This window comes from Hymenobacter roseosalivarius DSM 11622 (assembly GCF_900176135.1).
In the GTDB taxonomy this organism is placed as follows: Bacteria; Bacteroidota; Bacteroidia; order Cytophagales; family Hymenobacteraceae; genus Hymenobacter; species Hymenobacter roseosalivarius.
This window is the reverse complement of the sequence record NZ_FWWW01000099.1, coordinates 34552-47761: the sequence shown is the minus strand read 5'-3', so window position 1 is coordinate 47761 and position 13210 is coordinate 34552. Positions and strand designations below refer to the sequence as shown.

Here is a 13210-nt window from a genome sequence, read left to right as displayed (position 1 = left end):
CTATGCAACGATACAACATCCTTTGGGCCGACGACGAAATTGACCTGCTCAAACCCCATATTCTCTTTCTCAAAGAACGCGGCTACGACGTCACGCCCGTGAACAGCGGTGCCGATGCCATTGAGCAAGTCGGCGAGCAGAACTTTGACATTGTATTTCTCGACGAGAATATGCCCGGCCTCACCGGCCTCGAAACCTTATCGGAAATCAAGGCGGCGCGTCCTACGGTGCCCGTCATCATGATTACCAAGAGCGAGGAAGAGCACATCATGGAAGAGGCCATCGGCTCCAAAATCGCCGATTATCTCATAAAGCCGGTCAACCCCAACCAGATTCTGCTCTCCGTAAAAAAGGTGCTGGACAACAAGCGTCTGGTGAGTGAGCGCACCAACACCGGTTACCAGCGCGACTTCCGCCAGCTGGGGATGCAGCTCGGCGACCGTCTCTCGCCCCAGGAGTGGGCCGACGTGTACAAAAAGCTGGTATACTGGGAGCTAGAGATTGATGAGACGGAAGGCAAGAGCATGGCTGATGTCTTCAACATGCAGAAGGACGAGGCGAATACCTACTTCTCCAAGTTTATTATGGAGAACTACGAGGAATGGGTAAATAAGGAAGTGGACGATGCCCCGCTCATGTCGCATGAGTTGTTTCAGAAGCGCGTGTTTCCGCTGCTCAAAGACACTGGCGATACGCCCGTGTACTTCGTGCTCATCGACAACCTGCGCTACGATCAGTGGAAGATTCTGGAGCCCATTATTGCCGAAATGTTCACCGTAGACACGGAGGAGATGTATTACAGCATCCTGCCCACTACCACGGCCTACGCCCGCAACGCCATCTTCTCGGGCATGATGCCGGGGGACATTCAGAAGAAATACCCTAACCTGTGGGTGACCGACGACGATGACGAAGGCAAAAACCTGAACGAGGCTGAGTTTTTGGAAATCATGTTCCAAAAGGCCAACCAGAAGCAGAAGTTCAGCTATAATAAGGTGACCAACCTGCAGGCTGGCAAAGACTTGCTGAGCAAGATGAGTAACCTGCACAACAATCATAAGCTCAATGTCATCGTCTACAACTTTGTAGATATGCTCTCCCACGCCCGCACCGATATGGCCATGATCCGGGAGCTGGCCGGCGACGAGTCGGCTTACCGCTCGCTCACCCGCTCCTGGTTTCTGCACTCGCCCTTGTATGAAATGCTCCAGCAGATTGCGGATAAGAAAGGCAAGCTTATTATCACCACCGACCACGGCACCATCCGCGTGAAGCGGCCCTTTAAAATCGTGGGCGACCGTAACACTAACACTAACCTGCGCTACAAGCACGGCAAAAACCTGGGCTTTACCGAAAAGGATGTGTATGTGGTGCGCAAGCCCGAGCGCATTTTCCTGCCCCGCGAAAATGTAAGTACCGCTTATGTGTTTACGCTTGGTGACTACTTCTTTGCGTATCCCAACAACTATAATTACTACGTGAACTACTATAAGGACACGTTCCAGCACGGCGGCATCTCGCTGGAGGAAGTCATTATTCCTTTTGTAACGCTTAGCCCAAAGGGATCTTAACTTTCATTAAATCGCATAAAAAAAGCCCCCGTCTACTAACCGGGGGCTTTTTTATGCGATTTAATACAATGACAGGATTGAGCTGCAATACTTTCAAGCTACTTTTTTAGATCATACAGGATAATGTGCTGCTTATATAATCTATAGCGGAAAATCTTGTCTCCAATCTTAACCAATTCCTGTTCTACAGACAGAGGCGCGGTATACCCATCTTTACTATACCAAGCAGGCTGGCCGACGTATTCGCCAATGTCATCTTTATTATTCGTGTTGTATATATACCAAAGTCTTTTTTTGCCTTTGAAATTTTCAAAGTCAGGCGAAAGTTTTCGGAGATAATCTTCCGGGCTCGTGGAAATAGATTTTACGTAGCTTCCCCTGATGGCAGTGTATTTCAACCCGTATGCTTCTTTATAATAATCATAAGCATGACGCATATTCCAGAATACGTAGACTACATCACCTTCCTTGAAATTTTTGTTGATATAAAAAATTCCTTCTCGCTCAGTAGAATTTGATAGTTTAACAAACGTGTCGGGATAAAAAACATGGTGCGCTGAATTTGCTAAGGCAGGGCTTGCCAGCAAAAATACTACTAGTAGCGCTGCCTTATACCTTAACGAAAATAGTTCTATTACTTTTTCAGCACCGAAGGCAAGAAAGAGTATTATCGGCGGAGCTAAAAATAGAATGAACCTGTCGAAAATAGGGTAGAATTTGAATGCTGATGCGAGGAAGGTAATAAGAATAGGCAGGAAGAGTATGAAAAAGTTTAATTTATCGGATCGAAATAACATAATCATTCCGAAGACGATAAACACGCCTTCGAGCCAGCCCAGTTTCAGAATGAATTTAACGCTGGAGCTATCTATATTCTCATCAAGATGTAATAGCAGGCCAAGAGGGTGGTAGAGTATGTTATATGGCTTTTTTAGAAACCAAATAACTTGAGCAAAAGAGGTCAGCCGTAAGGGCATGAAGGCATCGTACGCCTTATCGAAGAAATCAATCAGCCAGCCAGACTGATGGTATTTGCTAAGAAACAGCATGTACAACAGGCTAAAGCTGAACAGCCAAAGAGAAAAAGGAATGAGATAAGTGAAAAAGCGTTTCCAGTTACGCTCAAATATTACTTTGAGGCTAACTGCCGAACCAATGCCGGCTAGCACAAAGATGAGTGAGAAGGAAAACCACAATAAAAGCCCCCCAGCCAGCCCCCAAAGCAGTAGCGGCAATAAGCGAGTAGCATTGTGATATCTGGTGTAGAGCAACAAGCCCAAAACCGTCGCCAGGAGTTCAACGCTGTACTGCTTCGCTTCCACGGAATGGTAAATGGTTGCCCAGGATAAGGCAAGCACACCAACGGCTAGGATAACGCCCCAGGTTTTAAGATAAAAGCGAGCGACGGGAATAAAGGCAAATAGCGCACTAATTCCACAGAATAAAGAAAAAAGCCGTAGTGCTTTTTCGCCTTTGCCAAAAAGCAAGACACAGAGCTTGACGGCCCATAGATAGCCAATAGGGGCTTTTTGCTCATAGGCCAGGGCCTGCGTGGCTAACTCCCAGAAGTTGAGTTTGATCAGGCTGATATTCAGATAAAGCTCATCGATGAATAAAGACCGATTATAAAAGAAGTGAAATAGCCGAAAGCCAATCCCGATTACCAGAACCAAATAAGGGGCAAAGCGCTGGTAATAAGCAACTATGGTGGGGTTGGTGGGCGCGGGCGAACGTACCACGGAAGAAGGCGTGGCCAGTCTGATAAGTGACATCAGGCAAGACTAATAAACCAGGGCAGAAAATCTACCGGTTGTTTAGATTATAATGATCCTGCAAAAGCTGATGCAGCCAAGGAATATCTAAGAACATCAAGCCTGTTAATAGGATACAAAACAATATGACATACAACATAAACCACTTGCGGGTATAAAGCTTTTCGGAGCCCTGAACGGGCGAGTCTTTTAGAAGCCCAATGCGTAGATACCAGGAAAATAATAGTGCAAAGAAGGGAAAGCTGACTAGTAATTCGACTCTGTTTTTTACGAGAAAAATACCTAGAAAGAATGCTGCGGTAAGCGCATAAAAGAACATAGAAATCAGCAGGCTATGCTCAGTGTAGTATTTGAAGGACTTGCGATAAAGGCCCGCTAGTTCAGGGTTATTGATGAGGCGATATTCGGCAAAGCGCTTCGTCGCCATCAGGTAGGCACCACCCATCCAATAGGCGACAATAATGCTAGTGGCAGGCAGAACATTAAAAAAAGACGAGGGATTTAATTCGTGCAACGATAGCGCGGGAGCAACAATAAACCAACCTAATACAAACCGAATGGGATTATTTACAGATTCCGATAAAACATCCAGATACACTCGCTCTTTCGTACGAATTGGGCGCACGTTGTACATAATACCCATGAAAAGCAGGAACGCCGAAACCATCATGAATGGAATAGAAATAAGATATCCCAGACTTAATCCCACGATGGCTAATAGGAACCATTCGGAGTATACAATTATCGGATTCACTACTTTAACTACCGACGTTCTTTCTTTTTTCAACGGATGAAACTTATCGAATTCTGCGTCAAGGTATTCGTTGATAACGTAGTTGGCCGAGGCAATAAGGCATGTGCTTATTACTCCTACAATCATTTTAAATAAAAGCCCAGTCGTGAAGGGGGGGGCAAATACTATTAAAGCAAATAGCATTCCCGGCACCATGAAGACATTCTTCGCCCAGTTATCGGGGCGGGCTATGGCTATGTAATCCCTTATACCAGCCGCAATGGTGCTCTGGCTTTCAGTAGCAGAGTGGTCTGTTGGAATAGATATCGAGTCGTTCATAATTGTTGTTGTCTAGGCACTGATAGGGTGGTTGGTGAGGGTTTGCTCGAGTTGTTGATAAAAATTAAATGAATGGAAGGGTTTCTTACCTAAAATGAGGTAAGGCATGCCGGCTCTTACGGCGCACTCACCATCCATCTCCTGCCGGTCGCCAATGAACAGGCATTCCTGGGGTTGTACCTGAAGCTTCTCGGCGATGTACTGCAACCCGGTGGGGTCAGGCTTGAGGCGGTCAATTTCAGGATCGGTAGAACTGACGATAAGGTCAGCTTTGAGTCCCATTGCCTGCATCTTAGCGTGGGCCTTATAGTCGGAGTAGATGGCAATTTTGATGCCTTTGCTTTTGAGTTTGGCAAAGAAGCTATGCGTGCCCGGATAGGTACATCGCGCCAGGTAGGGATTTGGAAAAGTAAACATCCACTGCTCTACCACTTGCCTGACTTTGGAAAGAGAGTAGCCTCCTTTCGCAATACACCAGTCATATTGCGCATGCTCTAGGTTGCCACCAGCGTATCCGGCTCGCTTCTCGCGCTCAGCCCGAAACCGCTGAAGAATCATCAGGTCATTGGCTTTCCAAGGCCTCATTGCATAGTAGCCCAACAAGGCATATAACATCTTCTTCCGAAGACGGGACTGGGTATAAAGGGTACCATCGACATCGAAAATGACCACCTTAATAGCGTTCCACTCAATACTCCTATAGTCATACATGTAATCAAAGTTCAATTATATCATGCGAACATACTATGTATATACTTGATAATACAAATAAATGTTAAGTTTTTATAACTATTTTTTCACTCAACTATATTGGCGTCGAAATTTATGATTTTATTGATAAAAATTTGGAATAAAGATGATACGCAGACTGGAATAAGAAAGTTCCATGAGTCTACTTACTCATTGGATGGCTTCCAAAAAGGAGCGGTGGTATCCAGTTTGAGATAAACTCTCAAACTGGATACCACCGCTATTGTAAAGGAGTTATTAATCTTGGCCCTCTGGCAATAAATACTATTGCGCCCGGCGTTTCTCGTCTTCGGCTCCGCTTTGACGCCGACGGATAGGTGCTAGCTTATCGTTACCAAAGCGGTATGTGAAGGCGAGCGTAGCTACACGCGAATCTTGGGCGGAGCGGAAGGTCTCCGCGAAATTATCGTAGATGGCAGTCACACGCTGCGGGGTAGTATAGAAAATATCAGCTACGTTGAAGCGTAAGCTGGCTTTCTGGGTCCATAAGCTTTTCTGAACGCCGGCCGTTACCTGTCCGAAGGCGCGCAAGTCCTGAAACCCGTACCGCTCCCGCGACTGGTAGCTGGTGCTTAGCTCGGCCGTCCAGCCCTGGGGCAGGGTAAGAGTGCTGTTGCTACTTAGCAAGCAGGCCAGGCGCCCCCGGCTCAGGGCCGTACCGAACTGGTTACCCACGAAATAAGCGTAGTAGATGACCGCGTTATTGTACACACTCAAGCCTTTTAACGGCTCCAGCGGAGCCGTCAGGGTGAGGGCGTAGTAGTGCTGGGCGCGCAGGTTTACGTCCTGATTTAATACCAGACGGTCGTTGGCAAGGTCGGGCCGCACAACGTTGATAATAACCCGCTCAGTGCGGGCGTAGCTCAGGCCTATTATGTGTTTCTGGTCGAAAGTATGCGTCAGGTCGAGGTTGTAGCTGGTTTCGGGGCGCAAATTGGGGTTGCCGGCCTTATAAGAAGTAGCGTCGACGAAGGAGCGAAAGGGGTTGAGCTGATTGTAGGTCGGGCGGTTGATGCGCCGGCCTAGCGCGAGGCCTACGGTGTGCTTATCCGAGAGGGTACGCTCGATTTTGGCGCTGGGAAAAAGCTGGAAATAGTTGCGGTCAAACGTATCATTGCCTATTTCCTGGCGGCCTTCTACGTTGGTTTGCTCCCCGCGCAGGCCCACGGAGAGCGTGAGCTTAGGCGTGGTGTGGGTGAGAGTGACGTAGGCCGCGTTGATGTTTTCGTCGTAGCGGAAGCGGTTGGTCAGGTTCAGGTTAGGCGTCACGATGCCTTCCACCACATCCACGAACATGATGTCGTTGTCGGAGTACACCAAGGTGGCTTTGGCGCCGGCTTCGAGGCGAACCTGGCGGGGCAGCTGGCGGGTATAGTCTGCTTTAAGCGACTGAATGGTTAGCTCCCCGTTCTGAGTACCGCTGAGCAGGGTAGGGGCGCGGCCCGGCTCCTGGTCGAAAAATGTAGTAAGGACCTGGGAGCGCTCCGTGCCGTAGCGGCTGTAGTCAGCGTCGAGGTTCAGCATAGGGCTACCGCTGGAGTCAGCGAAGCTGTGCTTAAAATTCAGGTTGGCCGCTACGCTGGGCCTGCTCAGAACCCGGTCGTTGGTGGCGCGGAAGCTTGTTTGAGGCTGGTTCCGGGCATCGAACAGGCGGACGGTGTTGGTAGCCGAGCTGGGGTTTCGCAGCGCTACCCCATTGACCACGGCCCCCAATAGGCTGCGCTTGGAAAGGGTATAATCCAGGCCCGCTCGCCAGGTATGGCTCTGGGGCTGGTTGCGCAGGTAATTATCCTGGTTGCTGCTGCCTTGCAGGAGCCGGTTTTGATAAAACTCGCGCTGCAAAGCCAAACGCTCAAAGCCTTCCCGATTGGTGTAGGTATAAGAGCCAAAGGCATTCAGGTCTTTACGCCGGTGGTTCAGGGTCAGCCCAGAGGTAAACTTTCCGTACTCACCCCGGCCGTAGCTGGCGTTGACGCTGCCGTTGGTGCCCAGGCGCTGGTCTTTTTTGAGGTTGATGGCAATGACACCGGCCCCGCCCTGGGCGTCGTACTTGGCGGGCGGATTGGTAATCAGCTCAATGCTTGCTAGTTGCTCGGCGGGTAAGGCCCGCAGGTAATCGGCCAACTCCGGGCCGGTCATGGGTTGGCGCTTGCCGTCAATCAGGACCAGCAAGCCCTGGCGGCCGCGCAAGACCAGGTTGTCGTTGCTGTCCACGGTTACGCCGGGGGCACGGCTGAGCACGTCCAAGGTCGTGTTGCCCGAGGCTAAAGTTGAGCCTTCCACATTGACCACCGTGCGGTCGGCCAGGCGCTCGTACAGGGGCTTCTGGCCAGTAACGGTTACCTCTTTAAGTTGAGTAGAGGCGGTGGCTCGCAAGGTAATATCAGGCAGATTTTGCCCCCCAGCGGTCAACTCGAATGCCGGACTCCAATAACTAGTGAAACCGAGCTGAGTGACGGATACCAAAAAAGCCCCCCCCGCTTGCTGCTCCAGCCGAAAGGCTCCTTGGGCATCGCTGAACTCAGTTTTGACGGCCGAAGAGTCCTCTGCCCGGTGCAGCGTTACGTTGGCAAATTGTATGGGTTTGCCCCCAACTGCCGATTGCACCCGGCCCGATACGCTGCTCAGACCAGGCCCGGTTTGAGCCTGCCCCGGTTGCGAGGTCATCAGCAGGAGCAGTATCAGCAAATAACCTAGTTGGCCCGCAGCCGAAGTAGGTAAAGCACTTTGCATAAAAACTATATAAAAGAGAGCAGAGCCAGATTGTTGGTTGACATAGATGTGGGAAGAAGCGTAGGTCGAAAGGACATCATAAACGGACGCTGTTGCGGCGCCGTGGTAGAGAAGATGACCAGTCCTTGGTAGCAAGCCGGAAAATGCCGGCAACTCAAAGGAGTAGGGGTAATCAGGACGATAATTGACTGCATATTATGCTTTCACAAGCTTAATAGGAGGCCAAAAATTTTGTCAATCTAAGGATTTGCAGGAAGATTACGGAATATGAGGGCATAATATAGATCCTGAGAAGCGATTCTGCCTTGCCTAAACCTATTTGTGTAGCAGTTATTGTAATCCCGTAAGGGCCGCCCGCAGGCGGGGCAAGGCTGCTTCAATCGACTCCAGCGAGGCGCCACCTACTGAAAGGCGAAACCAGGGCGACGTGTCAGAATTGCCAAAGGCGCTGAAGGGTACCAGGGCCAGGCCGGCTTCCGCAATAAGGTAGGACGTCAGGTCGCGGGTGGTAGCCAATAGCTGCCCAGCCGCCGTGGTTTTGCCCAGCACATCGAGGCGAGCAGTGAGATAAATAGCCCCCGCTGGCGCAATAGCATCGACGGGAAAGCCCGCTTCTTTTAGCTCTTGCAGCCCGGCGTATAATGTGTCCAGACTGCGCTGAATTTTCTGCTTAAACTCATTGGTATAACTGTCTACTGCCGTTGAGTTGGGTAAATACTGAGCAGTGGCTATCTGCTCGGCTTTAGGAGCCCAGGCACCTACATGACCCAGAATAGACTTCATCTTATCAATAACCTCAGTCGGCCCAAAAGCATAGCCCACACGTACGCCCGTAGCAGCCAGGCACTTAGATATACCGTCAATGTAAATCACGTAGTCGCGGAGCTCCGGCCTCAGGTTTACGGGGTCGTAGTGCTGAGCAGTGCCGAAGGTGAGCATCCAGTAAATCTGGTCGTACAGAATATACAGGGGCTTCTCGCTGGGAGCACGGCGCTGGTTTTCAGCTATTACCAGGTCGCAGATGGCCTCCAGGTCGGCGCGGGCGAAGACGGTGCCGGTTGGGTTCAGCGGCGAGCATAATGCCAGAAGAGTGGCACCAGGCAGGTGGGGGGCAATTTCGGCGGCCGTCGGCATAAAGCTATGTGCCGGGCTGGTTTCTACCATTACCGCTTCGGCGCTGGCTAGGTGGCAATAATGGTTGTTGTTCCAGGAAGGCACCGGAAAGACTACCTTGTCGCCGAGGTCGAGTAGCGCCAAGTAAGTGGCGTAGATCAGGGGCCGTGAGCCGCCCGCCACCAGCACATCGGCCGGGGAGTAGGTGAGGCCCAGGCGCTGGTGCAGAAAGTTGGCGGCGGCCGTGCGTAGTTCGGCTACCCCGTTGGCGGGTGGGTAGTTGGTTTGGCCTGCCGCGTAGGCTTGCGTGATGGCATCGCGCAGCTCGTCAGGAATGGGGAAAATAGCGGGGTCGAAGTCGCCAATAGTCAGGTTGCAGATGGCTGCCCCCTTCTTAATCATCTCGTTTACCTCGTTGCCAATTTTTATGATTTCAGAGCCGATCAAACTGCCGGCCATCTTGGATACAGTCATGGGGGGTGTTTTTTTGCTTAAATATAACAGTCGATTCATAGCTGGGAAGTGAAGTATAGTCACTAAGTGCATTGCGGGCCGCCGCCGAAATTAGCGCGGAAGCTAACCGTTGGCCCACGGGAATTGTTGAACTTGCGCCCGTTTTATACCGCTGGTCCGCGTCAGGGCCGTAGCCTACTGATTGCTCGCGTTATGCCCGATTTGCTACCCGTTTTGCCCCCCACCGCTGAGCAAGCGCCGACGCGCCGGGAGTACCTGCCACCGTTGCGCACCATTCTATTGCTGGCGTTGGGCCTGCGGATACTGGCCGCTTTTTTCTCGAAAGGCTACGCATTTCACGACGACCATTTCGACGTGATTACCATCGCTCAGGATTGGGTGTACGGTCTTACCACCTGGCTGCATCGGCATGTGCCGCCCCGTCACAGCCTTGCCTACACGGGCTTGCACTACGGCTTGTTTGCCGCCCTCGACGCGGTCGGCTTCACCAACCCCGACGCGAAAATGACCATCGTGCGCCTGCTGCACGGATTGTATTCGCTGCTGGTTGTTTATTTCGGCTATAAAATCACGGAGGATCTGGCCGGCGAAACCTACGCGCGCCGAACGGGCCTGCTGCTGGCGGTGCTGTGGTTTATGCCTTTCATGAGTGTGCGCAATCTGGTCGAGATGGTATGCATACCGCCTTATCTGGGGGGCTTTTATGTGCTGGTGCACCACCGCAACCGACTCCAGGCCCGCCACTTTCTCCTGGCTGGGGCGTTGTTTGGCGTGGCTTTCCTGTTTCGCTATCACACGGCTTTGTTTCTGATGGGGGCCAGCTTGGTACTGCTGGCGCGGCAGCAGTGGAAAGCCCTGGCTTGGCTGACTCTGGGCTTTGTTGGCGTAGCCGGGCTGGTGCAGGGCACCATCGACGCCGCGCTCTACGATTATCCCATGCAGTCCCTGGTGTCGTATTTTCTGTTTAATGCCGAAGGAGCCTACCAGTACAGCACGGGGCCGGTTTACCGCTTTGCCCTTACCGTGTTGGGCTTTCTGGTGCCGCCTATCAGTGCCTTCCTGGTGTTTGGCTACGCCCGCACCCGGCGGCTGGCCCCACTGCTTTTCTGGGGTGGCGTGCTGTTTTTCGTCGCTCACTCCTTATTCCCGAACAAGCAGGAACGGTTCATTTTGCCCCTGTTTCCCTTACTCATAGTTCTGGGCGTGATCGGGTGGGAGCGGTACGTGGCAGGGGCCGCATTCTGGCAGCGCCATCCGCGTTTGCTGGCGAACAGCTGGCGTTTCTTTTGGGTGCTGAATGGGATTGTGGCCTTTGCTTTAGCGCTGACTTATTCCAAAAAAAGCCGTGTCGAGCCCATGGTGTATCTGTCGCAGAAAACCGATCTGCGCGGGTTGGTGCTCGATTTTGGTCCCCACGGTACCAAAATGCCCCCCGTGTTCTATCTGGGTCGGATGGGGGCCGAAGCCAGCGCGTTCATTCCTGATTCCAGCGGCGTGTGGGCCCGCTACCAACAGCAGCGCCCCCTGCCGGCCGACTTTGTGATGACCTACGCTCTCAACGACAAAACGCCGCTGCGGCGGCTGATCAGCCAGATGAACTACACCCAGCGCCGCCCCACCTACCTGCTGCTGGTGGGCGAGCAGGAAATTGACCGCCGCCTAAACCGCCTGCGCTTGCTGTTTCCCAACCTCAAACTAGAGCACACCATCACCCCATCGCCCTACGACCAGGTGCTGCACGCTCTCAACCCGCGGGTGCACAAAGACGAGCATGTGCGTATTTATCAGATTTTGAAGTAGGATACCCACGCCCTGCGCCATGGCACTCACCGAAACCGAAATTGCAGTTCCCTCTCTCGCCGGCTTGCCCGCCGCTGCCGCGCAGCTTCGGGCCGCTCTCGGCGACCACACTATTATTTTGTTTGAGGGCGAAATGGGCGCGGGCAAAACCACGCTCATTAAGTCACTTTGCGAAAATATGGGCGTGCCGGCCGCGGAAGTAAGCAGCCCCACCTTTGCCCTGGTAAACGAATACCGCGACGCCCACGACAAGCCCATCTATCACTTCGACTTTTATCGCCTCAATAATTCATCGGAAGCTTTGGGAATGGGTGCGCTTGAGTACTTCGATTCTGGCTATCTTTGCCTGATAGAATGGCCAAGCCGAGTCGCCGATCTTTTGCCCTCGCGCCATCTACTCGTCACGCTCACGGTCACCGGTGAAGAAGCACGCGTTCTTCAATTAAAAACGATGAGTTAAAAAGCAGGATTGAAGCAGAAGCAAGCCTGTTTTTAAGTCAGCTCTATTCTGTCAGCACACCTTAATTCACCGTCTTTAGGTCAACATTTTTACTTGCCATAATGCAGGAAGCAGTACCCCCGGGATTCGAGTCGCTGGCTACGAGCCGTGCTTATTTCACGCAGGAATCGATGCTGGCGGTGGAGACGCGGCGCCGCAAGCTGTTTATCGGGTTGCCGCGTGAGTCGTCGTTGCAGGAAAACCGCCTGGGCCTGACCCCCGAGGCCGTGAAGCACCTTATCAACGAAGGCCACGAAATCGTGCTGGAAAGTGGGGCCGGCGAGCCCAGCAAGTACTCCGACCACGAGTTCTCAGAGGCGGGCGCTACCATTGCCTACTCACAAAAGGAAGTGTACGAGGCCGACATCATCCTGAAAGTTGCCCCGCCCACCACCGACGAAATCAACCTGATGCGAGCCGGCCAGACCTTAATTTCGGCCCTGCAATTTGGCTCGCTTACCGGCGACTATATCGCCTCGCTTACCCGCAAAAAGATCAATGCCATTGCGTTTGAGCTAATAAAAGACCCTTCAGGTGCCCGGCCAGTCGTGCGCGCCATGAGCGAAATTGCGGGCTCCACGGTCATGCTTATTGCCGCTGAGTACCTCGCGCGCTCCAACGAGGGCAAAGGAATTATTCTGGGGGGCATTACGGGCGTGCCGCCGTCGCAGGTAGTCATTCTGGGAGCCGGCACCGTAGCCGAGTACGCCGCGCGCGCCGCCACTGGCCTGGGCGCTGAAGTAAAGGTGTTCGACAACCACATCTATAAGCTGCGCCGGCTAAAGCAAAACCTGGGCACCCAGCTCTACACCAGCACGCTGGATACCTACGTGCTCAACCAGCAAATCCGCCGCGCCGACGTGGTGATTGGCGCTCTGAACGTGGAAGAAGGTCGCATCCCGTTCATGGTGCCCGAAAGTGTGGTAGCTACCATGGCCCCCGGCTCCGTCATTATCGACGTGAGCATTGACCAGGGTGGCTGCTTCGAGACGTCGGAAATGACCAGCCACAGCAAGCCCGTTTTCCGCAAGTACGACGTAGTGCACTACTGCGTGCCTAACGTGGCTTCTCGCGTGCCTCGCACTGCCACGGGCGCTTTAAGCAACATTTTCACGCCTATTCTACAGGAAATCAGTCAGCACGGCGGCGTCAATGAAGTGCTGTTCGCCAATGAGCATTTCCGCGCCGGCGTTTATATATATAAAGGCTCTTTGACCAATGCCGCCATCGCGAAGAAATTCAACATGCGCTATAAGGAGCTGGGGCTGATGATTGCGGTGCGTAATTAAGAACTCTGATTACGACGTCTGCTACTTCAACTTATCCGCATCTATGGGGTGCGGGGTTTATTTACTAAATGGAGTCGAATTATTTGCCTCTTTCATTAACTGTGCTTAACACAAATGTTGAGGAGCAGAAAATTATT

At 52.2% G+C, this 13210-nt stretch carries 9 protein-coding genes; 4 read left to right on the top strand and 5 right to left on the bottom strand.

Annotation, left to right across the window (positions count from 1 at the left end; genetic code table 11):
• The first annotated feature begins 2 nt into the window (after positions 1-2).
• On the top strand, positions 3-1571 hold the full coding sequence (gene porX, locus B9A24_RS19090) for a T9SS response regulator signal transducer PorX (protein ID WP_084447614.1): 1569 nt from the start codon (positions 3-5) through the stop codon (positions 1569-1571).
• A gap of 98 nt (positions 1572-1669) precedes the next feature.
• Here porX and B9A24_RS19085 read toward each other — a convergent pair whose 3' ends face one another.
• The 5 genes from B9A24_RS19085 to B9A24_RS19065 all read right to left on the bottom strand — a co-directional run bounded on the left by B9A24_RS19085 (position 1670) and on the right by B9A24_RS19065 (position 9485).
• Positions 1670-3343 carry a hypothetical protein gene (locus tag B9A24_RS19085; protein WP_084447613.1) on the bottom strand — a complete coding sequence of 558 codons (1674 nt, stop codon included), beginning with the start codon at positions 3341-3343 and terminating at the stop codon, positions 1670-1672.
• A 31-nt stretch (positions 3344-3374) separates the two neighbouring features.
• On the bottom strand, positions 3375-4415 hold the full coding sequence (locus tag B9A24_RS19080) for a UbiA family prenyltransferase (protein WP_084447612.1): 1041 nt from the start codon (positions 4413-4415) through the stop codon (positions 3375-3377).
• Between the two features lie 12 nt (positions 4416-4427).
• Complete coding sequence (locus B9A24_RS19075; protein WP_084447611.1) at positions 4428-5126, bottom strand: HAD family hydrolase; 699 nt, start codon at positions 5124-5126, stop codon at positions 4428-4430.
• Positions 5127-5429: 303 nt separating this feature from the next.
• Positions 5430-7853: an outer membrane beta-barrel protein gene (locus B9A24_RS19070; RefSeq protein ID WP_234997534.1), complete on the bottom strand. Its 2424-nt coding sequence runs from the start codon at positions 7851-7853 to the stop codon at positions 5430-5432.
• Positions 7854-8228: 375 nt separating this feature from the next.
• Positions 8229-9485, bottom strand: coding sequence for a pyridoxal phosphate-dependent aminotransferase (locus B9A24_RS19065; RefSeq protein WP_084447609.1), 1257 nt, complete (start codon positions 9483-9485; stop codon positions 8229-8231).
• 192 nt (positions 9486-9677) lie between these two features.
• On the opposite strand from B9A24_RS19065, the gene B9A24_RS19060 reads away from it, so the two are divergent.
• The 3 genes from B9A24_RS19060 to B9A24_RS19050 all read left to right on the top strand — a co-directional run bounded on the left by B9A24_RS19060 (position 9678) and on the right by B9A24_RS19050 (position 13073).
• Positions 9678-11285 carry a glycosyltransferase family 39 protein gene (locus B9A24_RS19060; RefSeq protein ID WP_084447608.1) on the top strand — a complete coding sequence of 536 codons (1608 nt, stop codon included), beginning with the start codon at positions 9678-9680 and terminating at the stop codon, positions 11283-11285.
• A gap of 19 nt (positions 11286-11304) precedes the next feature.
• Positions 11305-11745 carry a tRNA (adenosine(37)-N6)-threonylcarbamoyltransferase complex ATPase subunit type 1 TsaE gene (gene tsaE, locus B9A24_RS19055; protein WP_084447607.1) on the top strand — a complete coding sequence of 147 codons (441 nt, stop codon included), beginning with the start codon at positions 11305-11307 and terminating at the stop codon, positions 11743-11745.
• A 101-nt stretch (positions 11746-11846) separates the two neighbouring features.
• Positions 11847-13073, top strand: coding sequence for an alanine dehydrogenase (locus B9A24_RS19050; protein ID WP_084447606.1), 1227 nt, complete (start codon positions 11847-11849; stop codon positions 13071-13073).
• Positions 13074-13210: the final 137 nt, after the last annotated feature.